The organism is Caballeronia catudaia, from assembly GCF_001544755.2.
Classification (GTDB): domain Bacteria; phylum Pseudomonadota; class Gammaproteobacteria; order Burkholderiales; family Burkholderiaceae; genus Caballeronia; species Caballeronia catudaia.
On record NZ_FCOF02000012.1, the window covers coordinates 33,469 to 59,545 of the forward strand.

The 26,077-nt window shown below is 64.0% G+C and carries 22 protein-coding genes and 1 tRNA gene; 18 read left to right on the forward strand and 5 right to left on the reverse strand.

The genetic code is table 11. From position 1 onward, the window contains the following. Positions 1-148: 148 nt before the first annotated feature. A complete protein-coding gene (locus AWB75_RS15300; protein ID WP_061124935.1) occupies positions 149-1,498 on the reverse strand; it encodes a YihY/virulence factor BrkB family protein in 1,350 nt (449 codons plus the stop codon). A 228-nt stretch (positions 1,499-1,726) separates the two neighbouring features. Between AWB75_RS15300 and fdnG the strand changes: the two genes are divergently transcribed. The 3 genes from fdnG to AWB75_RS15320 are packed head-to-tail and all read left to right on the forward strand — an operon-like array spanning position 1,727 to position 6,387. After that, positions 1,727-4,795: a formate dehydrogenase-N subunit alpha gene (fdnG, locus tag AWB75_RS15310; protein WP_143746440.1), complete on the forward strand. Its 3,069-nt coding sequence runs from the start codon at positions 1,727-1,729 to the stop codon at positions 4,793-4,795. Positions 4,796-4,805: 10 nt separating this feature from the next. Then, positions 4,806-5,750, forward strand: a complete 945-nt coding sequence (gene fdxH, locus AWB75_RS15315) for a formate dehydrogenase subunit beta (RefSeq protein WP_061124938.1) — start codon at positions 4,806-4,808, stop codon at positions 5,748-5,750. Beyond that, the gene (locus AWB75_RS15320; protein WP_061124939.1) at positions 5,737-6,387 is read left to right on the forward strand and encodes a formate dehydrogenase subunit gamma; all 651 of its coding nucleotides are present in this window, start codon (positions 5,737-5,739) and stop codon (positions 6,385-6,387) included. Before fdxH ends, AWB75_RS15320 begins: the two co-directional genes overlap by 14 nt. An 11-nt stretch (positions 6,388-6,398) precedes the next feature. Here the strand turns inward: AWB75_RS15320 and AWB75_RS15325 are convergent, their stop codons facing one another. Together AWB75_RS15325 and AWB75_RS15330 are read right to left on the reverse strand one after the other, a co-directional pair. Beyond that, entirely contained in the window at positions 6,399-6,749 is a 351-nt protein-coding gene (locus tag AWB75_RS15325) for a type II toxin-antitoxin system ChpB family toxin (RefSeq protein ID WP_061124940.1), read from the reverse strand. Continuing rightward, on the reverse strand, positions 6,743-6,994 hold the full coding sequence (locus AWB75_RS15330; RefSeq protein ID WP_061124941.1) for an AbrB/MazE/SpoVT family DNA-binding domain-containing protein: 252 nt from the start codon (positions 6,992-6,994) through the stop codon (positions 6,743-6,745). Before AWB75_RS15330 ends, AWB75_RS15325 begins: the two co-directional genes overlap by 7 nt. A 221-nt stretch (positions 6,995-7,215) precedes the next feature. Here AWB75_RS15330 and fdhE point away from each other — a divergent pair, with 221 nt between their 5' ends. The 9 genes from fdhE (at position 7,216) to AWB75_RS15375 (ending at position 17,595) form a co-directional block, all read left to right on the forward strand. Further along, entirely contained in the window at positions 7,216-8,190 is a 975-nt protein-coding gene (gene fdhE / locus AWB75_RS15335; protein ID WP_061124942.1) for a formate dehydrogenase accessory protein FdhE, read from the forward strand. Next, positions 8,187-9,623 (forward strand): L-seryl-tRNA(Sec) selenium transferase, encoded by a 1,437-nt coding sequence (gene selA / locus AWB75_RS15340; RefSeq protein WP_061124943.1) that lies wholly within the window; start codon positions 8,187-8,189, stop codon positions 9,621-9,623. Before fdhE ends, selA begins: the two co-directional genes overlap by 4 nt. After that, on the forward strand, positions 9,620-11,527 hold the full coding sequence (gene selB, locus AWB75_RS15345; protein WP_061124944.1) for a selenocysteine-specific translation elongation factor: 1,908 nt from the start codon (positions 9,620-9,622) through the stop codon (positions 11,525-11,527). The genes selA and selB overlap by 4 nt, the downstream gene beginning before the upstream one ends. Positions 11,528-11,556: 29 nt before the next feature. Further along, on the forward strand, positions 11,557-13,560 hold the full coding sequence (locus AWB75_RS15350) for a VTT domain-containing protein (RefSeq protein WP_061124945.1): 2,004 nt from the start codon (positions 11,557-11,559) through the stop codon (positions 13,558-13,560). 31 nt (positions 13,561-13,591) lie between these two features. Then, entirely contained in the window at positions 13,592-14,236 is a 645-nt protein-coding gene (locus AWB75_RS15355; protein WP_061124946.1) for a DedA family protein, read from the forward strand. A gap of 74 nt (positions 14,237-14,310) precedes the next feature. Next, positions 14,311-14,406 (forward strand) — tRNA-Sec (locus AWB75_RS15360). A 243-nt stretch (positions 14,407-14,649) separates the two neighbouring features. After that, positions 14,650-15,978, forward strand: a complete 1,329-nt coding sequence (locus AWB75_RS15365) for an MFS transporter (RefSeq protein ID WP_235012113.1) — start codon at positions 14,650-14,652, stop codon at positions 15,976-15,978. 69 nt (positions 15,979-16,047) lie between these two features. Then, positions 16,048-16,380, forward strand: a complete 333-nt coding sequence (locus AWB75_RS15370) for a cupin domain-containing protein (RefSeq protein ID WP_061124948.1) — start codon at positions 16,048-16,050, stop codon at positions 16,378-16,380. Positions 16,381-16,500: 120 nt separating this feature from the next. Continuing rightward, positions 16,501-17,595, forward strand: a complete 1,095-nt coding sequence (locus tag AWB75_RS15375) for an acyltransferase family protein (RefSeq protein WP_061124949.1) — start codon at positions 16,501-16,503, stop codon at positions 17,593-17,595. 197 nt (positions 17,596-17,792) lie between these two features. Here AWB75_RS15375 and AWB75_RS15380 read toward each other — a convergent pair whose 3' ends face one another. After that, complete coding sequence (locus tag AWB75_RS15380) at positions 17,793-18,161, reverse strand: NUDIX hydrolase (RefSeq protein ID WP_061124950.1); 369 nt, start codon at positions 18,159-18,161, stop codon at positions 17,793-17,795. Between the two features lie 246 nt (positions 18,162-18,407). On the opposite strand from AWB75_RS15380, the gene AWB75_RS15385 reads away from it, so the two are divergent. After that, positions 18,408-19,319 carry a CHAD domain-containing protein gene (locus AWB75_RS15385; RefSeq protein WP_061124951.1) on the forward strand — a complete coding sequence of 304 codons (912 nt, stop codon included), beginning with the start codon at positions 18,408-18,410 and terminating at the stop codon, positions 19,317-19,319. 33 nt (positions 19,320-19,352) lie between these two features. Here AWB75_RS15385 and wrbA read toward each other — a convergent pair whose 3' ends face one another. Then, the gene (wrbA, locus tag AWB75_RS15390; protein WP_061124952.1) at positions 19,353-19,979 is read right to left on the reverse strand and encodes an NAD(P)H:quinone oxidoreductase; all 627 of its coding nucleotides are present in this window, start codon (positions 19,977-19,979) and stop codon (positions 19,353-19,355) included. A gap of 556 nt (positions 19,980-20,535) precedes the next feature. On the opposite strand from wrbA, the gene AWB75_RS15395 reads away from it, so the two are divergent. The 5 genes from AWB75_RS15395 to AWB75_RS15415 all read left to right on the forward strand — a co-directional run bounded on the left by AWB75_RS15395 (position 20,536) and on the right by AWB75_RS15415 (position 25,947). Beyond that, positions 20,536-21,288, forward strand: coding sequence for an SDR family oxidoreductase (locus tag AWB75_RS15395; RefSeq protein ID WP_061124953.1), 753 nt, complete (start codon positions 20,536-20,538; stop codon positions 21,286-21,288). Between the two features lie 18 nt (positions 21,289-21,306). Further along, positions 21,307-22,038 (forward strand): oxygen-binding di-iron domain-containing protein, encoded by a 732-nt coding sequence (locus AWB75_RS15400; RefSeq protein ID WP_061124954.1) that lies wholly within the window; start codon positions 21,307-21,309, stop codon positions 22,036-22,038. Positions 22,039-22,328: 290 nt separating this feature from the next. Next, positions 22,329-24,116: a RecQ family ATP-dependent DNA helicase gene (locus tag AWB75_RS15405; protein ID WP_061125049.1), complete on the forward strand. Its 1,788-nt coding sequence runs from the start codon at positions 22,329-22,331 to the stop codon at positions 24,114-24,116. Between the two features lie 123 nt (positions 24,117-24,239). Then, a complete protein-coding gene (locus tag AWB75_RS15410; RefSeq protein ID WP_087086636.1) occupies positions 24,240-24,851 on the forward strand; it encodes an RBBP9/YdeN family alpha/beta hydrolase in 612 nt (203 codons plus the stop codon). 85 nt (positions 24,852-24,936) lie between these two features. Then, on the forward strand, positions 24,937-25,947 hold the full coding sequence (locus AWB75_RS15415; RefSeq protein ID WP_061124955.1) for a sulfate ABC transporter substrate-binding protein: 1,011 nt from the start codon (positions 24,937-24,939) through the stop codon (positions 25,945-25,947). Positions 25,948-26,077 lie beyond the last annotated feature (130 nt).

The following is a 26,077-nucleotide window of genomic DNA, read 5'->3' on the forward strand; positions in this document are numbered from 1 at the left end:
GCGAAAGCGAAATTCGAAAGGGGCGTCGCCGCGCCGTAACTCCATTACCGTCGATTCAAATAACAAAGCGGGTTTTCAGCGCGCGATTTTTCATTTTCGGCGGACAGCGGCGAAAGCGCGCGAAAAACTCAGCCTCATTCAGCTTTGCTCAGCTTCGTGAAACCGGCTCGTCGTCGTGACGGGCGCCATCGCGGCGCGAAAGCAGGGCGACCGCCATGCCCGCGCTCGCCGCGACCAGCACCGCGCGCCACGGATGCCGCCGCACCACGGCGTTGGCGTGCGACGCCTTGCGGCCCGCGCCCACCATCGCGATCGCGGTGGCGCGCGTGGCGGTCGATTCCGCCCGCGCGAGCTTGCGCGACAACTCCAGTGCCCGCGCCACGGCCGACACTTTCTTGCGCGCCTGCCCGGTCAACTGCTGTGCGCGCTGCGCCCGCTCGCCGATCGCGCGTCGCGCGCTCGCGGTGACGGGCGCGTCCGGGCGCGCGCCGGCGGGCGTGACCGGCGCGACAGAGGATGCCGCGGCGGCCGGCACCGGCACGGCGGTGCGCGTCGATGCCGCCAGCAGCGAGCCGATCTTCGCGCGGCTGCCCGGCGGCACGCGGTTGTTGTTCTGCTGGCCCCACGCGCCGCGCGGATCGTGCATCCGCGCGCGCGCCGCTGAAAATTCCGCGCCGAGCAGCAGCACGGCGGCGGAGAAATACAGCCACATGAGCAGCACCGCGAGCGATCCCGCCGCGCCGAACGCGCTCGCGGTGCCCGCGTGCGTCAGATACAGCGCGAACAGTTTCTTTCCGGCCGAAAACAGGAGCGCGGCGACGAGCCCGCCGACGAGCGCATCGCGCCATTGCACGGGCGCATCGGGCAGAAACTTCAACAGCCCGCCGAACGCGACCGTGAGAATCGCGAGTCCGACCACGAGCTGCACGACATCGCCGACGATCACGAACGGTGAATCCGCCCACAACCACATGCCGACCGCCTGGATCGCCGTGTCGAGCACGAGGGAGACGATCAGCAGAAACGCGACGCCGAGCACGAGTCCGAACGAGATGAGCCGCACGCGAACCATCGTCATGATGCTGGAGCGCGCGTCGCCGGACATCGGCCAGACGATGTTGAGCGCCGTGTTGAGCGATGAAAACGTCGCCGACGCGCCGACCGCCAGCAGCACGAAGGAAATGATCGCGGCGATGCCCGTGCCGCTGCTGCGATGCGCGTTTTCGACAATGCTTTGCACGCCCGCGGCCGCCTGATCGCCGATGAGTCCGTTCACCTGATGAAATAACTGCCCGCGCGCGGCGTCCGGTCCGAAGATCCAGCCCGCGACGGCGATCACCATGACGAGCGTCGGTGCGAGCGAGAACGCCGAGTAAAACGCGATGCTCGCGGCCATCGCGGCGCAGCGGTCTTCCGAGAACTGCTTGAGCGCGCCGAGCGCCCACGAAGCGTCTTTCTTCACGACCGCTTCCATCTTCTGCGTTGACACGGAACTCATGATGGCCTCTCGGTTCGATGAATGGAGCGCGAATGCCCCGCAGGGTGCATGCGGTCGAGCACGTTCCATTCCAGCACGAACATGGTCGGGCGCGGCTTTTGCTGTCGCGATGGAGTTGTGCAAGGACAGACCGGCGCATCAGTGCAAATCCGGTTGCAATCGGACTGTCATGTTTCATCGCGCACCATATACTTTAAACACCCCACCCACGACGCGCCGAGGGCAATCATGCTGCAAATGTCACGGCGACAGTTCCTCAAGGTTTCCGCGAGCACGCTCGCCGGATCGAGCCTGGCGGCAATGGGCTTCTCTCCGGCACCGGCGCTCGCCGAAGTCCGGCAATACAAACTGTCGCGCACCACGGAAACGCGTAACACCTGCCCGTACTGCTCAGTCGGGTGCGGCATTCTGATGTACGGCCTCGGCGACAACGCGAAGAACGCCAAGTCGAGCATCATCCATATCGAGGGCGACCCCGACCATCCGGTCAATCGCGGCACGCTTTGTCCGAAGGGCGCGTCGCTCATCGACTTCATTCATAGCCCGAGCCGGCTGCTGTATCCGGAATATCGGGCACCGGGCTCGAGCGAGTGGAAGCAGATTGCGTGGGAAGACGCGCTCGATCGCATCGCCGTGCTGATGAAGGAAGATCGCGACGCGAATTTCGTCGAGACCACCCAGGACGGCAAGAAGGTCAACCGCTGGCTGACCACGGGCTTTCTGGCGGCGTCGGCGGGCAGCAACGAGGTCGGCTACCTGACGCACAAGACGGTCCGCAGTCTCGGGATGCTCGCATTCGACAATCAGGCGCGTGTCTGACATGGCCCGACGGTGGCAGGTCTTGCCCCGACGTTTGGCCGTGGAGCGATGACGAACCATTGGGTCGACATCAAGAACACGGACGTGATTCTCGTGATGGGCGGCAATGCAGCCGAGGCGCACCCGTGCGGCTTCAAGTGGGTGACGGAAGCGAAGGCGCATCGTAAGGCGCGGCTCATCGTCGTGGACCCGCGCTTCACGCGCACGGCATCGGTCGCGGATTTCTACGCGCCGATACGCACCGGCACGGACATCGCGTTCCTGGGCGGCATCATCAACTACCTGCTCGCGAACGACAAGATCCAGCACGAGTACGTGAAGAATTACACGGACATGTCCTTCATCGTGCGCGAGGATTTCGCGTTCAAGGACGGCGTGTTCTCGGGCTACGATGCCGAACACCGCAAGTACGACAAGTCGAGCTGGGATTACGCGCGCGGCGAAGACGGCTATGTCAGAACCGATCCGACGCTGCAGGACCCGCGCTGCGTCTACAACCTGCTGAAGCAGCATTACGCCGCCTATACGCCGGAGATGGTGACGAAGGTCTGCGGCACGCCGACCGACAAGTTCCTGAAGGTCTGCGAGATGCTCGCATCGACCGCTACGCCGGATCGCGCGGGCACGATCCTCTACGCGCTCGGCTGGACGCATCACTCGGTCGGCGCGCAAATGATCCGCACGGGCGCGATGGTGCAGCTTCTGCTCGGCAACATCGGCATCGCGGGTGGCGGCATGAACGCGCTGCGCGGGCATTCGAACATTCAGGGTTTGACCGATCTCGGTTTGATGTCGAACCTGCTGACCGGCTACATGACGCTGCCGATGGAAGGCGAGCAGGACTACGACGAGTACATCAAGAAGCGCGCGTCGCAGCCGCTGCGGCCGAATCAGTTGAGCTACTGGAAGAACTATCGCGCGTTCTACGTGAGCTTCATGAAGTCGTGGTGGGGCGACAACGCGACGGCGGAGAACAACTTCGGTTATGACTATCTGCCGAAGCTCGACAAGTCCTACGACATGCTGCAAGTGTTCGAGCTAATGGCGGCCGGCAAGATGAACGGCTACATCTGTCAGGGCTTCAATCCGCTTGCCGCGGCGCCCAACAAGGCGAAGATCGGGCTGGGATTGTCGAAGCTGAAGTGGCTCGTCATCATGGACCCGCTCGCCACCGAGACATCCGAGTTCTGGAAGAACCACGGCGAGTTCAACGATGTCGATTCATCGAAGATCCAGACCGAAGTCTTCCGCCTGCCGACGACCTGTTTCGCCGAGGAACGCGGCTCGCTCGTGAGTTCGTCGCGCGTGCTGCAATGGCACTGGCAGGGCGCTGCGGCGCCGGGCGCGGCGAAGAGCGATCTGGAGATCATGTCGGGTTTGTGGCTGCGCATGCGGAAGGCTTATCAGGAGAAGGGCGGCAAGTATCCCGATCCGATCCTGAAGATGACGTGGCCCTACGCGGACCCGGAGAGCCCGACGCCCGAAGAGCTCGCGATGGAGTACAACGGCCGCGCGCTCGCCGACGTCACCGACCCGACGGATCAGACGAAAGTGCTCGCCAAACGCGGCGAGCAGTTGTCGAGCTTCGCGCAGTTGCGCGACGACGGCTCGACTGCGAGCGGCTGCTGGATCTTCTGCGGCTCGTGGACGCAGAACGGCAATCAGATGGGCCGGCGCGACAACTCGGACCCGACGGGCATCGGTCAGACGCTCGGCTGGGCCTGGGCGTGGCCGGCGAACCGGCGCGTGCTGTATAACCGCGCATCGTGCGATGTGAACGGCAAGCCGTTCGATCCGTCGAGAAAGCTCGTCGCGTGGAACGGACGCGCATGGACCGGCCCGGACGTGCCCGACTTCAAGGTCGACGAGGCGCCGGACAAGGGCATGAGCCCGTTCATCATGAACCCGGAGGGCGTCGCGCGTTTCTTCGCGCGCGACGGCATGAACGAAGGGCCGTTCCCTACGCACTACGAACCATTCGAAACGCCGCTCGGCTACAACCCGTTCTTCCCGGACAACAAGGCGGCGACGAGCAATCCGGCCGCGCGCGTGTTTCCGGACGATCGCGCCGCGTTCGGCACCGCCGACAAGTTCCCGGACACGGCGACCACGTATCGGCTGACCGAGCACTTCCACTACTGGACCAAGCATGCGCGCCTGAACGCGATCGTGCAGCCGCAGCAGTTCGTGGAGATCGGCGAGGAGCATGCGAAGGAAGTGGGCGTCGTCGCGGGCGATCGCGTGAAGGTGTCGAGCAATCGCGGGCATATCGTCGCGGTGGCGCTCGTGACCAAGCGCATCAAGCCATTGACTATCGAAGGCAAGAAGGTGCATACCGTCGGCCTGCCGCTGCACTGGGGCTTCAAGGGCCTCGCGCAGCCGGGCTATCTCGTCAACACGCTCACGCCTTCCGTAGGCGACGGGAACTCGCAGACGCCGGAGTTCAAGTCGTTCCTCGTGAAGGTCGAGAAGGCATAGGGAGGACGAGATGGCTCTGCAATCGCTCGATATCAAGCGTCTCTCCGCGACGACCGTGCCGCAGACGCAGATACGCGAGCCGGTGACGGGCGCGGTGGCGAAGCTCATCGACGTGTCGAAGTGCATCGGCTGCAAGGCGTGTCAGACGGCCTGCATGGAATGGAACGATCTGCGCGACGATATCGGTCAAACGACCGGCATCTACGACAATCCGCGCGACCTGACGGAACACTCGTGGACGGTGATGCGCTTCACCGAATACGAGAATCCGAAGGGCGATCTCGAATGGCTGATCCGCAAGGACGGCTGCATGCATTGCGAGGACCCGGGTTGTCTGAAGGCGTGTCCTTCGCCGGGCGCGATCGTGCAATACACGAACGGCATCGTGGATTTTCACGAGGAGAACTGCATCGGCTGCGGATACTGCATCACCGGTTGCCCGTTCAACATTCCGCGTCTGTCGAAGGAAGATCATCGCGTGTACAAATGCACGCTCTGCTCTGATCGTGTCGCGGTCGGGCAGGAACCGGCGTGCGTGAAGACCTGTCCGACCGGCGCGATCATGTTCGGCACCAAAGTGGACATGCAGCACCAGGCCGCGGAGCGCGTGGTCGATCTGAAAGAGCGCGGCTTCGCCAACGCCGGTCTGTACGATCCGCCGGGCGTGGGCGGCACGCATGTGATGTACGTGCTGCATCATGCGGACCAGCCCGAGTTGTATCACGGCCTCGCGAAAGATCCGCACATCAGCCCGCTCGTGTCGATCTGGAAGGGCGTGACGAAGCCGCTCGCGATGATCGGCCTTGGCATCGCGGCGCTCGCGGGGTTCTTCCATTACACGCGTATCGGCCCGAACGAAGTCAGCGAGGAAGACGAAGTGGAAGCGCACCGCGAAGCGGAAGAGGTGCGGCGTCGCCGGGAAGGCGGACAGGAGCGTATCGATGAAACACGATAGCGAACTGCGTGACGTGAAGGGTCGTCGTCTGATCGTGCGCTACACGCCGAACGAGCGCACGAATCACTGGATCACGGCGATTACGTTCGTGCTGCTGGCGCTCTCCGGTCTCGCGATGTTTCATCCGTCGATGTCATGGCTTTACGCGATATTCGGCGGCGGGCAGTGGACGCGCATCCTGCATCCGTTCGTCGGCTGCGTGATGTTCATCTCGTTCATGATCCTCGCGCTGCGCTTCTGGCATCACAACTATCTGGACAAGAGCGATGTCCAGTGGATGAAGCAGATGAACGACGTGCTCGCCAATCGTGAAGACCGCTTGCCGGCGATCGGCAAATACAACGCGGGGCAGAAGCTCGTTTTCTTCGTGATGTTCGCGAGCCTGATTCTGCTGTTGCTGAGCGGCATCGTGATGTGGCGCGCGTATTTCGCGTTCTACTTTCCGATTACCGTGATTCGCCTGGCGTCGGTCGTGCATGCGGCGACGGCGTTCGTGCTGATCCTGACGATCATCATCCATGTGTACGCGGGACTATGGGTGAAAGGTTCGATCGGTGCGATGGTGCGCGGCACGGTCACGTATGGATGGGCGCGCAAGCATCATCCGCGGTGGTTCAGGGATGTGATCGGGAAGTAGGGTTGCGGAGTTCAGTCGAGGATGGTCTGGAGCCGGGCCAACGCGTCATTGATGACTTCCACCGGCGCTCGTTCGATCCTGCGCGCGCCGCGTGCTTCGAGATCGAGCGAGCGGATCATGTTCACGAGCGCAACGCCTTGTGTTTCCGTGCCCGAGCCCGACAGCGGCACGGCGAATCCCGCAAATCGTGCGAAGTTGCCGCCTTGCGTGATCGGCGCAACGAGCGCGACGCCCATCGCGTTGAAGGTAGCGGGCGAGAGCACGAGCGCAGGGCGAGACTCTCCCTGTTGCTCGTGTTCCATCGCTGGATTCAGGTTCACTTGCACGATGTCGCCGCGTTCGAACTTGACACGCCTTACCATACTTCGCGCCCCACCGGTTTGATGTTGCTCCAATCGGCGAGATCTTCTGGCATCGGCGCTTTCAGATCGCATTGTGCGACGAGTTCCGCCAACGAATATTTCGGACGCGCCGGAGCGAGCATGATGCCTTCAGGCCGGACTTCCACGGTCAACTTGTCGCCCAACGTGAGGTGAACCTGATCGAGCAAGGTGGCTGGCAGTCGGACCGCCGCGCTGTTGCCCCATTTCTGAATCGAAAGTTCCATGTCCTTCTCCTGAGTGTAGAGTCATTGTAGCTACGGATTGAACCTGAGCGTCAAGCTAGATGTATCTTCATTGTAGATACGAAAAATCCTAAGTTTCGCGTGCTTGCGAAGACAGGAGCGGGCTCTGATCCGTTGCACATAAGCTGCTATCCTTGGCTCAGTGCGCGCCGGGCCGCTTCTTTGCTGCGCCACGCCACCACCCACCCCCGCGAGGAACTCCCGTGGTCCAACGCATCGTCGAAGCCGCGCGCATCGAATCGCTCGATCCATCGGCCATTCCGCGTCTGCGCAGTCCCGAGCGCGCAACGGTATTCGCCGCGCGCGCCGCACGCCTTCTGCAACTCGCCGACGCGGGCAATCCCATCGCCGGTTATCTGCGCCTGATGGCCGCGCTCGCCGATGCCCAGCAGCGCGTGCTCACCCGGTTCAGCGCGCCGATGCCCTCGCGCGAATCCATCGAACTGAATCAGCGTCATTCGATGCCGATCATTCCCGCGCTCACCGATACGCGCGATCCCGCGTGGCGCGACGTGCTTTCCATGCTGCTCGACGGCATCGAGACCGCGGGCGCGCTGACGCCCGCGCTCACGCAACTCGTCGCCCGCCTGCGCGCGACGGACGCCGCCGCGCTCGACAATCAGGCCGATGCGATCCTCGCGCTGCGCTTCGCGGAGATCGATCCGGCCTCGGCGCCGTTCATCGCGGCCGCGCTGCAGGTCGTGTGGACCGATCTCGCGAGCCGCATCGACACGAAGGACGTGCCCTATCTCGACGCGCCCGGCGTATGCCCGGTATGCGGCTCGGTGCCGGTCGCGAGCATCGTGCGCGTGGGCGGCGCGTACGAAGGCTATCGCTACGTGCAATGCGGGCTGTGCGCGACGGAGCTTCACGTCGTGCGCGCGAAGTGCACGAATTGCGACTCGACCAAGGGCATCGCGTATCACGCAATGGGCAGCGGCGAAGAAAGCGACGACGAGAAGGCCGCGACTGCGAAAAGCGCGCCGCTCAAGGCGGAGTCGTGCGACGAATGCGGCACGTATCGCAAGATCGGCTATCAGGACAAAGCCTACGATTTCGAGCCCTACGCCGATGACCTCGCGAGCCTCACGCTCGACCTCCTGATGAGCGACGCGGGCTATCGGCGCGCGGCGCCCAATCCGTGGCTGTGGCCCGAACAATCGGAAGAAGATCGATGAGCGACGTCACAGGAAACGACGGCGGCGAGCTGCGCGCATTGATGGCGCGCGTGCCGTCGGTCGAGCGGGTTTTGGCATCGGCGGAATTCGAAGCGGTGATCGCCGCATACGGACGCACGCAGACGCTCGACACCTTGCGCGCGACGCTCGACGCCTGGCGCGCCGATGCGCAAGCGGGCCGCGCATCCGTCGAAGCGTTGAGCGACGCACGGCTCGCACAATCGGTCGGCGCAGGGCTCGCGAAGCGCACTAGAAGCAACGTGCGCAGCGTCTTCAATCTCACGGGCACGGTGCTGCATACGAATCTCGGCCGCGCGCTGTTGCCCGACGAAGCCGTGAGCGCCGTCGCGGAGATGCTCACGCGCCCCGCCAATCTCGAATTCGATCTCGACACCGGCGCGCGCGGCGATCGCGACGATCTCGTCAACGGCCTGATTTGCGAGCTGACGGGCGCCCAGGCGGCGACCATCGTGAACAACAACGCGGCGGCGGTTTTGCTGACGCTGTCGGCGCTCGGGTCGCGCAAGGAAGTGATCGTCTCGCGCGGCGAGCTGGTGGAGATCGGCGGCGCGTTCCGCATTCCCGACATCATGAGCCGCGCGGGCGCGAAGCTGCGCGAAGTCGGCACGACGAACCGCACGCATCTGAAAGACTACGACGAAGCGATCGGCCCGAAGACCGCGCTCCTGATGAAGGTCCATTGCAGCAACTACACGGTGAGCGGCTTCACGAAGGAAGTGACGATCGCCGAACTCGCGCTGCTCGCGAGGACGCGCGGCCTGCCCGTCGCGGTGGATCTCGGCAGTGGCACGCTCGTCGATCTCGCCCAATGGGGTCTGCCGCGCGAAGCGACGGTGCGCGAAACCGTCGCGGCGGGCGCGGATCTCGTCACCTTCAGCGGCGACAAATTGCTCGGCGGGCCGCAAGCGGGCCTGATCGTCGGACGCAAGGATCTCATCGCGAAGATCAAGAAGCATCCGCTGAAGCGCGCGTTGCGTGTCGGCAAGCTGACGCTCGCGGCGCTCGAAGCGGTGCTGCGCCTCTATCGCACGCCCGAGACGCTGGCCGAACGTCTCACGACCTTGCGCTTGCTCACCCGTCCCGCCGATGCGATGCGCCTTGCCGCCGAGCGCATCGAGCCCGCGCTGCAGCGCATGATCGGCGATAAATTCACCGTGAGCGCCGAGCCGATGTTCAGCCAGATCGGCAGCGGCGCGTTGCCCGTCGATGTCCTGCCAAGCTACGGCCTCGCCGTGCGCCTGTCGAGCGGCAAGCGCGCGGGCGGCGTGCTGAATCGCATCGAGAAGCGGCTGCGCGACTTGCCGCGGCCAGTGCTCGGGCGCATCGCGGACGGCGCTTTGCGGCTCGATCTGCGCTGCCTCGAAGAAGCCGACGAAGCCGCGTTCATCGCGCAACTGGACGCACGCGAATGATCGTCGGCACGGCGGGTCACATCGATCACGGCAAGACGACGCTCGTGCGCGCGCTGTCGGGCGTCGACACGGATCGCCTCAAGGAAGAGAAGGCGCGCGGCATTTCGATCGAACTGGGCTACGCGTACGTGCCATTGAGCGACGGCGGCGTGCTCGGCTTCATCGACGTGCCTGGCCACGAAAAGCTCGTGCATACGATGACGGCGGGCGCGTGCGGCATCGACTTCGCGCTGTTCGTGATCGCCGCCGACGATGGCGTGATGCCGCAAACGCGCGAGCATCTCGCGATCCTCGAACTGCTCGGCGTGACGCGCGGCGCGGTCGCGGTGACGAAGTGCGATCGCGTGGATGCAGAGCGCGTGCGTGACGTGCACGCCGAAATCGCCGCGCTGCTCGCACGAGGTCCGCTGCGCGATGCGCCCATGTTCGACACCGACGCCACGCAGGAAAACGACGCGGGCGTCGCCGCACTGAACGCTTATTTGCACGATGCCGCGGCGCACTGGCGCACCCGTCGCGACGACGGCTTTTTTCGCCTCGCGGTCGATCGCGTGTTCACGTTGACGGGGCAGGGCACGATCGCGACGGGCACGGTGTTCGCGGGGCGCGCGAACGTCGGCGACATGCTCGCGCTCGCGCCGCGCGCGTCCGCGGGCGTGCCCGTGCGCGTGCGCAGCATTCACGCGCAGAATCGCGCGGCGCAGACGGGCCGCGCGGGCGAGCGTTGCGCGCTGAATCTCGCGGGCGTCGACAAGAATGCGCTCGCGCGCGGCGACTGGATCGTCGATGCACGGCTTGCGCGCGCGTCCGAGCGGCTCGATGTCGAACTGAGCCTGCTGGCCGATGCGCAATTGACGCTCACGCATTGGGCGCCGCTGCACGTGCATCTCGGCACGACGCATCGCGTGGCGCATGTCGCGCTGCTCGAAGCCGATACGCTCGATGCAGGCCACGCGGCGCGCGTGCAGCTCGTCTTCGACACGGCTGTGTGCGCGCTGCCCGGCGATCGCTTCATCGTGCGCAATGCCCAAGCCAACCGAACCGTCGGCGGCGGGCGCGTGCTCGATCCGTTCGCGCCGCCGAGAAAGCGTCGCACGCCGCAGCGCCGCGCGTGGCTCGATGCGCTCGCGGACATGCTGGACACCGGCCGCGCCGATGCGCTGTTCGAGCAGGCGCCGTACGGCCTGCAACGCTCGCTGATCGAGCATCTGTGTGGACGATCGCTGTCGCCCGAAGGCGTGCGCGCGGTGTCGACGCACGACGACACGCTTTACATTGCGTCGCGTCACTGGGATGCGATGAAGGCGCGTCTGATGGATGCGCTCGCCGCATTCCACGAACGCTTCCCCGACGAACAAGGCCCGGATGTGGCGCGGCTTCGCCGCATGGCCGCGCCGCTCGCGCCGGATGCGTTGTGGCGCGCGCTCGTCGATGACGCGGTGGCGAACGGATCGATCGCGAAGAGCGGGCCGTGGCTGCATAGGCCGTCGCATGCGGTGACGCTCGACGAAAAGGAAGCGACGCTGGCGGGCGCGGTGCTGGCATCGCTCGAAGCGGGCCGCTTCGATCCGCCGTGGGTGCGCGATCTGGCGAACGCGCACGGCGTCGGCGAGGATGAGATGCGCAGGCTTCTGAAGAAACTCGCGCGTCGCGGCGAGGTTTTTCAGGTCGTGCGCGATCTGTTTTACGCGCGCGCATCGATCGGCGCGCTTGCGCAACTCGTCGCGCAGTCGGCGAGCGCGCAGGGCGGCGCGGTCGGGGCGGCCGCTTTTCGCGATGTCAGCGCGCTTGGCCGCAAACGCGCGATACAGATTTTGGAGTTCTTCGACCGCGTTGGGTACACTCGATTCCACCGCGACCTGCACCTCTTGCGCGCCGATAGCCGCTGGCACGAGTCCGTCTGACGATTGCGCGTCGTCGTTCGCTGATCACGATGGAGCATTTCTACTTCAAGCTGCTGCACGTTCTGGCGGGCCATCCCGAGTGGACGCTCGCGGTCGTGCTGCTCGCGTCGTTTCTCGAATCGGTCGCGTTCATCGGCACTTTCATTCCGGGCAGCACGGCGATGTTCATCGCGGGCGCGCTCGTCGGCGCCGGCGCGCTGAACCTCGGCTGGGTGTTCGTCTGCGCGATCGCGGGCGCCATCGCCGGCGACGCCGCGAGCTTCTGGTTCGGCCAGCGCTACGCCGACCGAATCGCGCAGATGTGGCCGTTTCGCGCGCATCCCGGCGCGCTCGCCGCCGGCAAGAAATATTTCGACAAGCACGGCGCGAAGAGTGTCGTGCTCGCGCGTTTCGTCGCGCCGATGCGCGCGGTCGTGCCGGTCGTCGCGGGCGTCACCGGCATGACGCCCGCGCGCTTTCTCGTGGTCAACATCCTGAGCGCGCTCATCTGGGCGCCGACGCATATCCTGCCGGGCGTCGTGTTCGGCGCGTCGATCGAACTGGCGGGCGCGGTGTCGATCCGTCTCGTCGTGATCCTGATCATCGTCACCGCGATCGGCTGGGTCGTGTTCAATCTCACGCGCGTGATCGTGTCGCACGCGATGCGCTGGACCATCGTGTCGCGCGAAAAGCTGCTCGCGTGGGCGCAACGGGGCCGCGGCCTGCCCGCGCGGCTCGTGTCGCGCGCGCTCGATCCGGGCAATCCGGCGACGGGTCTCATCGTCGTCATTTCGGCGCTGCTGCTCGCGTCGGCGATCCTGTTCTTTTCCGTGCTCACGAACGTCGCGCGCGGTGCGTCGATCGTGCAGGTGGATGTGTCGGTCTACCGGCTGCTGCAATCGTTCCGCTCGACCTGGACCGACTCGATTCTCGATGCCGCCGCGACGCTCGGCAGCACGCAGACGCTGCTCGCACTCGGCGCGGTGGTCATCGTGTGGATGAGCTTCGAGCGGCGCTGGCGCACGGTCGCGTACTGGCTCGTCGCGATCGCGTTCTCGCAGTTGCTCGTCGCCGCGATCCGCTTCACGGCGCACGAACCGCTCCTCGTTTCCTTCGCGCCGACGCAGCACGAGTTCCCGAGCAGCCATGTCGCGGCGACCGTCGTGATCTACGGCTTTCTCGCGTTCATCCTGCTGCGGCGCGTCGGCGTGCTGACGGGCGTGTTCGTCGCGATGGCGACATCGGCGATCGTCACGGCGGTCGGCCTCGCGGGTCTGTACTTCGGCCGCTTCACCATCTCCGATGCGCTCGGCAGCGCCGCGCTCGCGGCCGCGTGGGTTTTCCTGATCGCGCTCACCGCGGTCTGGCGCAATCCGGCCAAACCGAAGGCCCGGCCTTTGATGCCGGTCGCCGTGCTCGCCGTGATCTGCGCGAGCGTCGCGTTGCAATTGAGCGATGACACCGAGACGCACAGCGCGGTGCCGTCGACCATCGTCATTTCGCCGATCCAATGGACGGATTCGGTGTGGCGCACGTTTTCCTGCTACCGCTCGAGCATGGAGGGCGATCGCCGTGAGCCGATCACGGTGCAATGGGCCGCGACGCCCGTGCAGATTCGCGCGCAACTGAGCGCGCGCGGCTGGACCGAGGTATCGCACGTGAGCCTGAAAAGCGTGATGTCGGTGGTGTCGCCGAATGCGCCCGCCATCGAGCTGCCCGCGCTGCCGCGCCTGAACAACGGCGAGCCGTCGAAGCTGGTGTTCGCGCGCTCGGTCCGCGGCCCCGACGAGCGCGACGTGCTGCGCTTCTGGCCGACGCATTACGCGGTGCGCGACCGCGCGGGCGCGGCGCCTGCGCCGATCTGGCTCGGCTCGGTGGTGCACGAGCGCCTGCGGCGTCCGTCCTGGCCCTTCAACGTGCTGAGACCGGACAGGCGCGTCGATCCGATGGCTATCGATCAAGGCGAGAGTTCGCCGTGGCGCGGCATCGAAATTGCGAGCAGCGCGGGATGTGGAAGCGTGCCGGTGATGCTCGTCGAATCGAACCCCGAATGAAGCACCGCAGCCAGCGATCGAGAGGTGCCGTTTGATCCAGATTCCACCGTCGGCGATCGTGCAGTGGGGCGGCGCGGCCGTGTTCGCGAACGTGCTGTTGACGCGGCTGGGCGTGCCCGTGCCGTCCGCGCCGTTGCTCGTGTTCGCCGGATCGGTCGTGGCGACCGGACGATTGTCCTTCGCGCACGTGTTGCTCGCGGCGCTGTGCGGCGCGCTGCTCGGCGACAGCGTGTGGTTCGCGGCGGGGCGCGTCTACGGGCGGCGGCTCGTCGCGGCGCTGTCGCGCAGATCGTATGCCGTCGATACCGGCATGCGCACGGCGGGCGAACTGTTCGAGCGGCACGGCGCGCCGATCGTCGCGTTGTCGAAGTTCGTGCCGGGGCTTGGCCTTGTCACGCCGCCGCTGATGGGCACGACGCAAATCGCCGCGCCCGCATTCTTCTTGTGGGATACGGCGGGCATCGTCGCGTGGGCGTCGTTCTGGACGCTCGGCGGCGCGCTCTTCGAGCGGCAATTGCATCTCGCGGTGCTGGCGCTCGAATCGCACGGCGCGACGGTCGTGGATCTGCTCGCGGCGGTGGCCTTGCTGTATTGCGGCTATCGGCTGATGCGGCGGCGGGAGCCGCGTGCGCGTGCGGGTCCGTCGGGTCCCGGTTCGGGCGATGGCGGCGGATGAAGATGCGTCGTTATAATCGGACGCCCGGTCGCTTTCCGAAGCGGGCATGAGCGGGCGTATTTGCGTGTCCCGAAGGAAGGCATCCGTATCCGGTGGTGCGGCCGGGCTTCAAACCCGGTAGGGGGTGTCAGACACTCTCTGGTCGGTTCGACTCCGGCTGCCTTCCGCCATGAATTTTTCAGGGACGCGAGCGCGTTTTTATGGTCGCCTGGTCCCTCACCTCGATCGACACGTCGAGACGTGAAGGCATCGATTGGCGTTGCCACGTTGCGGACGAGCACCCGCGGCATCTGTCATCATGGGGCGGCCATAGTCAACCCGAAGGTGCCATGTCACATCTCGAAGACGAGAAATCGAGTACGAGCACAAACACAAACGATCGTGCGCGAGAAAGCGAGGCCCGTGGGAGCGAGATGCACGGGGAGCATGACCATGACCCGTCGGCAGTCGGACGCACCGGGCCGCTGAACGAAGCGGCGCTCCTCGGGCGCAAAACGCCGCCGTGGCCCGATTCGGCCGCGGCCAATCCGGGCCACGATGCGCGCACCGGCGCACCCGGCACGATGCGCGCGCTGGCCGGGCTGCTGCTCGGCCTTGCGCTGCTCGTTGCGGGCAACGGATTGTTTCAGACGCTGATTCCGCTTCGCATCATCGAATCGGGGTATCCGACGTTCCTCACCGGTCTGATGCAGTCGAGCTACTACGCGGGTTTCATATTGGGGGCAGTCGTCAATCGGCAGCTCATTGATCGCATCGGTCAGCACCGGACTTTCGTTGCGTTCTCGGCGGCCGCGTCGATTCTGGCGCTCGCGTTCGGCGCGGTGCAATCGCCATGGCTGCTGGGTTTCGTGCGTCTGCTTACGGGTATCGCATTCATGGCGCTGTACACGTCCGTGGAAAGCTGGCTCAACGGCACGGTCGAGAATGAAAAGCGCGGCCAGGTTTTCGGCCTGTACGCGGCCATCAACTATCTCGCGGTGGGCGGCGGCCAGTTTCTGCTGAATGTCGGGGAGGGCTCCGGGGCGCAGCAGTTCTCGATCGCCGCCGCGCTCTTTGCCGCGGCGGTCCTGCCGGTCACGCTGATGGAGGGCTGGCCAGTGAAGGTCAGCGACGCCAACCTCGACCGCGTACCCGCGCGATCGTGGGCAGAGAGCTTTCGGGAGATGCTGGCTTTGGCCCCGCTTGGCGTGCCGGGCTGCATTCTTGCGGGCTTCATCTATAGCAACTTCTATGCGCTGATGCCGGTTTATCTCCAGCGTTCAGGCTTCTCGACGCATGAAATCGCGACCTTCATGGGCGTCGCGCTCATCGGCGCGCTATTGCCGCAATTCCCGATGGGCCGCCTGTCCGACAGCATCGACCGGCGGCGTCTCGTTCTCTGGACAGCGTCCGTCTCGGCGGTGCTGAGCATCGTGTTGTTCTGCTTCGACTTTCGCATCGTCACATGGTGCGCGACGCTGGCTTATGTCGCGGTGACGTTCACGCAGTACGGACTCGTCGTGTCGCACGTGCAGGACCGGACGGAGTCGCACCTGCGCGTCGCGGTTTCGACGATGCTGCTGGTCCTCTTTTCGCTCGGAGGCATGACCGGCCCCGCATTGGCCTCGGCGCTGATGACGCTGATCGGTCCGAGCGGGCTGTTCCTGTTCAACGCGCTGTCGTGCGTATTGCTGGCGCTCAGCGCAAGACACGCGCTCCGCCTGTCCGCGCGCTTGCCGGTGGCGGATGCAGAAGCAAGCTAGGCGATCGAATCGCGCCGTTGCGCCAGAAGTCTTCGGACCAGCCCCTTTCGAAACACATGAGGTCGAGCCATGCAACTACAGACAGGCAACCTGTTCAGCATCGAAGCGAAGCGCGGCGCGGATGAGCGGATCGACATGCTCGTCACCGGGCAGCGCCTGAACGTCGAGCGGATCGTGTCGATGGGACACGCGAGCCCCGAAGGGTTCTGGTACGACGACTCGCGCGTGGAATGGGTCGCGCTGCTGTCCGGCGCGGCCGTGCTCGAGTTCGAGGAAGGCTCGACGCGGCACGATATGCGTCCCGGCGACTACGTGCTGATCGAACCGCATTGCCGGCATCGCGTCGCGTGGACGCATGCCGACGAGCCGACCGTATGGCTTGCGATCTATCACGAACGCTGAAGCGCGCTGAGGCCCGCTGAGGCCCGCACTTCTGGTCCGCTTCTATTTTGAGATGAGCGGAAGCTCGTCTGCACTAGACTGTTCGCCTTCCTTCGCGAACGGCCAGTGCTGCAATTTAGGATGACTTCGTTTCCGTCGACAAAAAACAATGAATTTCACTTTTGCAACATTCAAGCGCTCCGCGGCCTCGCCGTGATGCTGGTGCTCGCGTTCCATGTCTACGCAATCGAGACGAAATATTTTTCCGGGCACATCATTCCGGACGCACTCGGGGTGATCGGTACATCGGGTGTCGATCTGTTCTTTGTGATCAGCGGCTTCGTCATCGTGTCTATTTCACGCGACGGATGCGGAAATCCAGCAAGCGCGCTCGAGTTCATGAAGCATCGAGTGCTGCGCATCTATCCGCTTTATTGGATCTACAGCCTGATCGTCCTGTCGATCATGCTGATTTCCCCGCGGCTGGTGAATGCCTCTTCAGGGCATCGGGCCGATATTCTCGCGTCGCTGACGCTGTTTCCGAGTGTGACCCTGCCTCTGCTTCTTCAGGGCTGGACACTCACCTACGAGATGTTCTTCTATCTCGTGTTTGCGGCTTTGCTTGCTTTCTCTTCACGCCGCTTTCTCGGCGCGTTGCTGGCAGTCTGGGCCGTCGTGACGTTCGCGCTCGCCTGTTGGGTTCGGAGCGAAGCAATGAGCCATCCGGCGCTTGACGTGGTCTCGAGCCCGCTTGTCCTGGAGTTCATCGCCGGATGCGCCAGCGCCATGATCTGGCAACGCATCTCGCGGCGGGCGTCGATGCCGGTCTTTGCCGTCACTGTCGCGTCGATCGTCGTCGTGGCGCTCATGATCGAGGGCTCATCACTCGATGCGATCATCCAGTGGCGCGCCGCCTATTTCGGAGTGCCATCGTTTCTCGTCGTTCTGAGCGCGATACTGGCCGAGCGACGCTTTGGCTTCATCGCTCCCGCGAGCATGCAGGTCTTGGGCGACATGTCATATTCGCTCTACCTTTCGCATATTCTTGTCATCTCGGCGGTAGGCCGGATGTGGTCATGGGCGTTTCCGGCGGGTCCGTTTTTCTGGGGAACGCTAGGCGCAGTGGCGGCTGCGATCGCGCTCGGCTGGGTAAGCTTCCGCTTCGTCGAAACGCCGCTTCTCTTGGCTTCGAAAAGGGTCTTCGACAAGAGACCTTCCATGTTGAAGTCCACATAGTCGTCGGTGAGATCGCCGAACATTTCTGCGATCAGCGCTTTCGCGACCTTCTTCACGGATGCAGCGACGCAAACGCCGTATGCCGCCTGTTCGCCCGGTCGTGCGCGAATCATCTTGCGCGCTGATGTGTACAAAAATGCGCAGGAACCTGACCCAGGCTGAAGCACGTCGAGCCGACGTTGCGGGAGTGTTGAGCGCTATTTCCTGCGCCGCTGATTCACGAGCTTCACGATATCGGTCGTCGGCCCGCTGGTCATCAGGCGAGCAATGTCGTCGAGATGAACCCAGCGGCATTTGGCTATTTCGTTGCTCGGACGCGCTTTGGCGCGATCCGGAATGTCGCACGCGAATACGTGATGGTGTTTCTGCTTGCCACGAAAGTCGAACAGGTATTTGGCCGACTTCCCGGCAAGCCGCGTTTCTTCCTTGAGTTCCCGGAGCGCGGCGGCCGTGAGTTGTTCTCCGCGCTTGAGTATTCCGCCCGGCAAGGCCCATTTCGACTGAGCGCGTGCGACCAGAAGAATTCGCTTGCCTCGGCGACAGATCACGGTGGCGCGTTTTTTCAAACCGATCTCCCACGTATGTTCCAGGTATTCCCCAGGCGCGCTCGGAGCGCCAGCGTATCGGGCAGTGCCTGATTAGCCGGATATGCTAATACAGAAGGGCAGTGGCGCGGTGATGTCGCAAATCAAAAGCGGCATACGCGCCACACTGCGAAAGCGGTTCATCAAAGCGTCATATAGAACGAGTGGACGATGACCCATATGTTATGGTCTGGGCAGAACTCATTTCTCGTCCGACCAGAGGCCCAAATGGATATGGATGGTGACTGGCGCTTGCCGCGACCCAACACGCTCTTCAAGACCGAGCGGCGGCCGGCTGGTTCATCGCTTTCGAAAACGAGTTCTATCGCGAGTACTTTCTCTTCACTGGCGACGCCGGTCGTCACCGAGGCAGTGCAAAGAGCGAGAGAGCTATCCACCACGAGCGAAGCCGAAGATTTTCATCAGCTCCGTGTGGCATTCCGAAAGCTTCGCGCCTTGTATTGGGCGTATTCCCCTTACCTCGGACAAGAAGCGACTGCGCAAGCCACCGAAGAATTCAAGCGTCTTGCTGCGGTGGCGGGTGGAACGCGTGACTGGGACATCGCAGGCGATCTCCTGAAAGCCGCGCATGAATCGGGTGCATCGATCGAACTGCTCGTGGCCGCTGCGCGCGAAAAGCGCGCACAGGCAGTGGTGCATAGCCAGACGATGATCAAGAGCGACGATGTCGAGGCATTCCTGAACGATGTCCTGCTTCGCGCGCAAACCACGCTGCAATCGCGTTGCAACGATCTGCCTATTCGGGCGTTCGCCGAAAAGCGCGTCCGGCTCGCGCAGCGCGCGCTCCAAAAACGGAGCAGGCGCGCAGCACGCAACGAAACGGCGCACGAAGAACATCTTCACGATGTCCGCAAGGCGGGCAAGAAACTCAGATATCTGCTCGAGTTCTTTCAGCCGGTTATCAAAGGCGGTCACGGCCGCACCATCAAGGACCTGACGTCCGTGCAGAACAAGCTGGGGCAATTCAACGACATTGCCGCGAGCGAAACCCTGATTCGCGGCGCGTCGTTCAACGCAGTTCCGCCCGAGGTCGTGCAGGAATCGCTGCTATGGCTGGGAGAACAGAAATGCCGGCGTATGCGCGCAGCGTCGCGGCGGGTTCGGGCTATTGCTAGCTGAAGGAACATCGGACCCGCTGCGAACAGTATCCAGTTAGCTCGGCCGCGCGACCAGACGCTTGGCGATCGACGCGACATGCTCCCCTTGAAAGCGCGCGATAGCCAGCTCGTTTTCGCTCGGCTGTCGCGAGCCGTCGGCGGCACTCAGGGTCGACGCGCCGTAGGGTGTGCCGCCGGACACCTCGCTCATATTGACGAGACGCTGCTCGGAATAAGGCACCCCGACGATCACCATGCCGTGATGCAGCAGCGTCGTATGAAAACTGGTGATCGTCGTCTCCTGTCCGCCGTGCTGCGATGCTGAGCTCGTGAATACGCTTCCTACCTTGCCGATCAGGCCGCCCGACATCCACAGTCCGCCGGTCTGGTCGAGGAAGTTACGCATCTGCGAGCACATGTTTCCGAAGCGCGTGGGCGTGCCGAAGATGATTGCGTCGGCTTCGGCAAGCGCTTCAGGCGTAGCGAACGGGATGCTCGCAAACGCGGCGCGATAGCCCTTCATGCCGCTCTTCACGAGAACGTCTTCGGGCACGAGTTCGGGAACCTGCAAGAGCGTGACTTCGGTGTTGCCGACCGCGCGTGCTCCGGCGGCGATAGCTTCGGCCATCTTGTAGATGTGGCCGTATGCGCTATAGAAAACGATTTGAATCTTTGTCGTCATGGTCGTCTCCGAAATTCGATGGTTAGGCTGATTAACGTGGCGTGGGATATCGTTTAGAAGAATTCGACGAGTCGTATCGCAAAACGCCGAATCAGCATAAGCAGAGTCATCCCGACAAACAACCTGCCAGCGTTCGGCATTCGCAAACCTCAGGGTCGCAAACGACGAACCAACCCGGTCGATGACGCCGCCAGTCATTGTCATCGTACGCGATAGCCCCCCGGCACGCATTCGTCAACCGGTGCTCTCCATAAGATCCGCGCAATTCGCCTTGGAAAACGCCGACCGGTCCGTTCGAGATTGGCGAACGGACTTCCTGTTGCTTACCTGAATTCCGCTAGATAGTCTTTTCATCAACGTCCAGGCCTTCACATGAACGCATATGCCGGGCGGACGCGGACGATATCGAAACGACTATCAAGGAGACGAATGACATTTATCGCATCGCTTCAGTAGTTGATTGCCGATACCGGCGCCTTTCAAGTCGATTTTCCATTTTCGTGTGGAACGTCTATGTTTTGATGGTGTTCTTTCAACGATCGACGGAGGGTCAATCATGAAGATCGTTATCATCGGCGGCACCGGACTGATCGGCTCCAAGACCGGGCCCATTCTGCGTCAGGCCGGGCATGACGTAGTCTCCGCGTCGCCGAAAAGCGGCGTCAACACGCTCACCGGCGAAGGACTCAAGGAAGGGCTGGCCGGCGCGCAGGTCGTGATCGATCTCGCCAATTCGCCGTCATTCGAAGACGAAGCGGTGCTGCGATTCTTCGAAACGTCGGGCCGGAATCTTCATGCGGCCGAGGCGGAGGCGGGCGTCCGGCATCATGTCGCACTGTCGATCGTCGGCACCGACCGCACGCCCGAGAACGGCTATTTTCGCGCCAAGGTCGCGCAGGAAAAGCTGATCGAGGCTTCCGGCATTCCGTTCACGATCATCCGGTCGACGCAGTTCCTGGAATTCCTCGGCGGCATCGCGGATTCCGCCGCGCAAGGGAATACCGTGCGCGTCTCGCCGGGCCTGTTTCAGCCCATTGCGGCCGATGATGTCGCCGCGTTCGTCGCTGGCATCGCACTCGAACAACCGCACAATGGCATCGTCGAAATCGCGGGGCCGGAGCGCGCGCCTTTCGATGAAATCGTCGCACGCTATCTGAAGGCGGCCGGCGACAAGCGCGAAGTCGTGCGCGATCCGCAGGCGCGTTACTTCGGCGGCATCGTCGAAGAACAGTCGCTCGTGCCGCTCGGCGATGCGCGCCTCGGCCGCATCGGATTCGACGAATGGTTCCGGCTTTCGCGCAAGGCATGACTCCATCGGAACACGCCCATGATCACCACGAACTCGCAGTCCGGCACGAACGTCGCGGAAATCGCCGATGGCGTGTATCGCATCAATACGCCCGTCATGCTGCCCGGCGACGCGGGCGGCTTTTCATTCAATCAATACCTGATCGTCGACGACGCCCCGCTCCTGTTCCACACCGGGCCGCGCAAGATGTTTGCGCTCGTGCGTGAAGCGGTCGCGAGCGTCATGGACCCGGCGACGCTGCGGTACCTCGCGTTCTCGCATGTCGAAGCGGACGAATGCGGTTCGCTCAACGAGTGGCTCGCCATCGCGCCCGATGCCGCGCCGCTCTGCGGCACCGTCGCGGCGATGGTGTCCATCACCGATCTGGCTGATCGCGCGCCCGTCGCGCTGGCCGACGAGCAAGCCGTGAGGCTCGGCCGACACACCGTGCGATGGTTCGATACACCGCACCTTCCGCACGCGTGGGAATGCGGCTTTCTGATGGAAGAGCGCACGAGCACGCTGCTATGCGGCGATCTCTTCACGCAGGGCGGCGCGACGTTGCCGCCGCTCACCACATCCGACATTCTGGGCCCGAGCGAATCGTTCAGGCTCAGCATGGATTATTTCTCGCACACGCGAAACGCCGACGCGATGTTCGAGCGCCTCGCCGCACTCGAACCGACGACGCTCGCCTGCATGCACGGCAGCGCGTGGAGTGGCGACGGCGCGGCGCTCTTGCGCGCACTGGCGCAGAGCGTGCATCAATGAATCACGCGCGCCGCGCGACCACGAGCGCATCGCCTTGCCCGAGATCGCAGCCTTCCAGCGGAAGAACTGCAGGTCTTGGCCGTCAGCGACGCCATCGGCGATCGCACTGACGCCGAGCGTATGCGCGAGCGCGACGATGGCGCGTGCGACGACCGCGCGCTATAACGCTTGACTCGCATACCCGGCGGACTTAATCAGTGTTGGCTTGGCGCGCATGGAACGGCGCTTGCTCATGCCGTTTGCGCATCGGTCGCACTCCGCGACCGGCAGACGACTTGCTCCCGGCACGCATGAACGACACTCACGCCCTCCACGCACGATCGCGCAAGCGGCCCGATCACGACCTCGAAACCGCGCTGCGCAAGGTCTTCGGCTTCGGGCATTTACGCCCGGGGCAGGAAGACGTGATCCGCAGCGTGCTCGACGGCCACGACACGCTCGCCGTGATGCCCACGGGCGCGGGCAAGTCGCTGTGCTATCAGTTGCCCGCGCTGCAGTTCGACGGCATGACGGTCATCGTGTCGCCGCTCATCTCGCTGATGCGCGATCAGGCGACGAAGCTGATCGAAGCCGGCGTCGCGACCGCCGTGCTCAACAGCGCGCTATCGGCGGGCGAGGAGCGCGACGCCATGCAGGCGATCGCGCGTCACGAAATCCGCATGCTCTTCGTCACGCCCGAACGGCTCGTCGATGCCGGCTTCAACGCCGAGCTCACCGCGAAGGGCATGCCGCCCATCGCGCTCGCGGTCATCGACGAGGCGCACTGCATTTCGCAATGGGGCCATGATTTCCGGCCCGCATACGTCGAACTGATTCACGCGATCAAGACGCTCGGCCGTCCGCCCGTGCTCGCGCTCACCGCGACGGCGACGCCCGCCGTCATCGTCGATATCGTGCGTGAATTGCAGATGCGGCATCCGAACGTCATTCACACGGGCGTGTATCGCGACAATCTGCATTTCGCGGTCGAGCAGGCGACCAATCCCGACGACAAGCGCAAGCGCGCGATCGAGCTCGCGACGAACGAAGCGGGCAGCGGCATCGTGTATTGCGCGACCGTCGCGGAGTGCGAGGCGCTCTATGCCGCGCTCGTCGATGGGGGCGTCGAGGCGGAGCGCTATCACGGCAAGTTGTCGTCGGGCGCGAGATCGGCATCGCAGGATGCGTTCATGGCGGATCGCGCGCGTGTGATGGTCGCAACCAATGCGTTCGGCATGGGCATCGACAAGCCCGATATCCGCTTCGTGATTCACGCGCAAATGCCGGGCAGTCTCGATGCGTACTATCAGGAAGCAGGCCGCGCCGGACGCGATGGCGAGCCCGCGCGCTGCACGCTGCTCTTCGAAATGAAGGACAGGCAGGTGCAGCAGTTTTTCATGAGCGGGCGCTATCCGAGCGCGGAGACGATCACGCGCGTCGCGGAGAAAGTGCGTGAGCTGGCGTTGCAGGACAGCAGCCGCACGCTGGAGAAGCCGCTTGCGCGTCTGCGTGAAGCGTTGCCGAACGTCGGCGCGAACAAGCTGCGCGTCGCGGCGACGCTGCTCAACGATATCGGCATGACGCGGCGCACGCGGCGCGGCGGCATGAAGCTCGTCGTCGACGATGCTTCGCTCGCGAAGCTCGATGATGTATCGCAGCTCTATGCGGAGCGTTCAGAACGCGACCGCGCGGTGCTCGAACGCATGATCGCGTATGCGCAGAGCGCGCAATGCCGCTGGCGCATGCTGCTCGATTACTTCGCCGACGACATGAACGATGCGCGCGCATCGGCGCCGTTGCGGGCGAGCGATGTCGATTACCGCGCGCCCGACGACGAACTCGACGGCGGCGCGTGCGGCGTATGTGACAACTGCGTGCATCCGCCCGAGGTGATCGAAAGTCCGCGTGAAATGCGCGAGAAGGAGAAGGCATCGCCCGAACGCAAGGGGCCCGAGTTCGCGCGGGGGGATCGCGTGCGCGTGCGGCGCTATGGCGAAGGCGTCGTCGAAATGGTCAGCGGCGAGCGCGTCGCCGTGCGCTTCGCCGACGACGAAACGCGCACGTTCATCGCCCGCTATGTGAAGCGTGCCGCTCGATGATCTCTGCATCGCGATGCGGTTCGCCTCCCATCGCCATAAACAAATGACGAAATATTGGTTAGCCGTCGTCGCGCGCTCATCGAGAATGGAGTCTGACCAGTTCGAGTCGCAGCGAGGGCGAAGATGAGTGAGCGCAGCGTGGGGAACGTGACATCGTCGTTGTCGGTGACGCTCGTGACCGTGCCCGGACTGTACGGAAGCGAGGACGCGCATTGGCAGAGCTGGCTGGAGCGCGAACTGCCCGGCGCGCGGCGGGTCGAGCAGCGCGCATGGGACACGCCGAATCTCGCCATCTGGAGCGATGCCGTGCGCGATGTGATCGCGGGCATCGACGGTCCCGTCGTGATCGCGGCGCATAGCTTCGGATGTCTCGCCACCGCGCATGCGCTGTCGCACGCGGGCGCATTTCACGCGCAGGCCGCGCAAGTGGAGGGCGTGCTGTTCGTCGCGCCCGCGAGCCCGGCGAAGTTCCGTTTCGCGGGCGCGTTCAGCGCGTGCAGGCTCGATACGCTTTCGCTCGTCGTCGGCAGCGAGACCGATCCGTGGATGTCGCTGGACGAAGCGCGCACGCTCGCGCAGCGCTGGAACAGCGCGTTCGTGAATCTCGGCAAGGCGGGGCATATCAACACGGCTGCGGGTTTCGGGCCCTGGCCGCTCGCGAAGCATTTCGTCGAAACGCTCGCACGCCGTGTGTCGCCCGAATACGAAGAGGAGGCGCAACGCGCTTACGGCTGAGTTCACTGGTTTTAAAAAGTATGTATGGCCGCCCTCGGGCGGCCTTTGTCTGTTGTGCGATTCGAAACCCTGTCCCGGAGAAGAAATGGCGGTCTATAACAAGCTGGTTATCGCGGTTGCGCTGAGCATCGCATCGGCATCGGCAAGCGTGGCGCATGCGGACACGACGCTGCTCAACGTGTCCTACGACGTGACGCGCGAACTCTACAAGGACATCGACGCGGCTTTCGTCGCGGACTTCAAAAAGAAAACGGGCGAGACGGTCGCAGTGCGGCAGTCGCATGGCGCATCGAGCGCGCAGGCCTTATCGGTGACACAGGGGCTTCAGGCCGATGTCGTGACGATGAACCAGCCCAACGACATCGACCTTCTCGCCGAACGCGGCCAGCTCGTGCCCGCGAACTGGCGCAGCCGTCTGCCCGATGCCAGCGCGCCCTACACGACGACGATGGTCTTTCTCGTCCACAAGGGCAATCCGAAGCAGATCAAGGACTGGAACGATCTCGCGCGATCCGGCGTGCAGGTCGTGATCGCGAATCCGAAGACTTCGGGCAACGGGCGCTATACGTATCTCGCCGCGTGGGGCTACAAGAAGCAGCAGGGCGCGAGCGACGCGCAGGCGCAGGACTTCGAGAAAGCGATCTTCAGGAACGTGCCCGTGCTCGATACGGGCGGGCGGGGCGCGACGACGACCTTCACGCAGCGCGGCATCGGCGACGTGCTCGTCACGTTCGAGAACGAAGTCGGATTGATGAGCGCGGGCCCGGGTGCGAAGGATTTCGAGGCGGTGTATCCGTCGGTGAACCTGCTCGCGGAGCCGCCGGTGTCGATCGTCGACAAGGTGGTGGACAAGCGCGGCACGCGCAAGGAAGCGCAGGCGTATCTCGACTTTCTGTACACGCCCGCCGCGCAGGAGATCATCGCGCAGCATCATCTGCGTCCGCGCAACGCCGATGTGCTCGCGAAGCATGCGGGCGAATTCAGGCCGCTGAAGACGTTCACCGTCGAGCAGATGTTCGGTAGCTGGCAGCAAGCGCAGAAAACGCACTTCGCCGATGGCGGCACGTTCGATCAGGTCGTCGCGGACAAGAACTGACGTGCTTCGTCAGCCGGGCGCGATCCTGCGCTGCGCCGAAACAAAGCCGTGTATATTCGAAACTCGGCGCATCCCGTGAAGAAGCGCGCATGGCAGCCGCGCTACGCTGCGTCTTTACCTCCAGGGTGAA

What these genes read in the sequence shown, in the direction of transcription:
- AWB75_RS15300 (WP_061124935.1), bottom strand. Translation starts at nt 1,498, where the DNA reads ATGAGTTCCGTGTCAACGCAGAAGATGGAAGCGGTCGTGAAGAAAGAC.
- fdxH (WP_061124938.1), top strand. Translation starts at nt 4,806, where the DNA reads ATGGCTCTGCAATCGCTCGATATCAAGCGTCTCTCCGCGACGACCGTG.
- AWB75_RS15320 (WP_061124939.1), top strand. Translation starts at nt 5,737, where the DNA reads ATGAAACACGATAGCGAACTGCGTGACGTGAAGGGTCGTCGTCTGATC.
- AWB75_RS15325 (WP_061124940.1), bottom strand. Translation starts at nt 6,749, where the DNA reads ATGGTAAGGCGTGTCAAGTTCGAACGCGGCGACATCGTGCAAGTGAAC.
- AWB75_RS15330 (WP_061124941.1), bottom strand. Translation starts at nt 6,994, where the DNA reads ATGGAACTTTCGATTCAGAAATGGGGCAACAGCGCGGCGGTCCGACTG.
- selA (WP_061124943.1), top strand. Translation starts at nt 8,187, where the DNA reads ATGAGCGACGTCACAGGAAACGACGGCGGCGAGCTGCGCGCATTGATG.
- selB (WP_061124944.1), top strand. Translation starts at nt 9,620, where the DNA reads ATGATCGTCGGCACGGCGGGTCACATCGATCACGGCAAGACGACGCTC.
- AWB75_RS15350 (WP_061124945.1), top strand. Translation starts at nt 11,557, where the DNA reads ATGGAGCATTTCTACTTCAAGCTGCTGCACGTTCTGGCGGGCCATCCC.
- AWB75_RS15365 (WP_235012113.1), top strand. Translation starts at nt 14,650, where the DNA reads ATGCACGGGGAGCATGACCATGACCCGTCGGCAGTCGGACGCACCGGG.
- AWB75_RS15370 (WP_061124948.1), top strand. Translation starts at nt 16,048, where the DNA reads ATGCAACTACAGACAGGCAACCTGTTCAGCATCGAAGCGAAGCGCGGC.
- AWB75_RS15375 (WP_061124949.1), top strand. Translation starts at nt 16,501, where the DNA reads ATGACTTCGTTTCCGTCGACAAAAAACAATGAATTTCACTTTTGCAAC.
- AWB75_RS15385 (WP_061124951.1), top strand. Translation starts at nt 18,408, where the DNA reads ATGGATATGGATGGTGACTGGCGCTTGCCGCGACCCAACACGCTCTTC.
- wrbA (WP_061124952.1), bottom strand. Translation starts at nt 19,979, where the DNA reads ATGACGACAAAGATTCAAATCGTTTTCTATAGCGCATACGGCCACATC.
- AWB75_RS15395 (WP_061124953.1), top strand. Translation starts at nt 20,536, where the DNA reads ATGAAGATCGTTATCATCGGCGGCACCGGACTGATCGGCTCCAAGACC.
- AWB75_RS15400 (WP_061124954.1), top strand. Translation starts at nt 21,307, where the DNA reads ATGATCACCACGAACTCGCAGTCCGGCACGAACGTCGCGGAAATCGCC.
- AWB75_RS15405 (WP_061125049.1), top strand. Translation starts at nt 22,329, where the DNA reads ATGAACGACACTCACGCCCTCCACGCACGATCGCGCAAGCGGCCCGAT.
- AWB75_RS15410 (WP_087086636.1), top strand. Translation starts at nt 24,240, where the DNA reads ATGAGTGAGCGCAGCGTGGGGAACGTGACATCGTCGTTGTCGGTGACG.
- AWB75_RS15415 (WP_061124955.1), top strand. Translation starts at nt 24,937, where the DNA reads ATGGCGGTCTATAACAAGCTGGTTATCGCGGTTGCGCTGAGCATCGCA.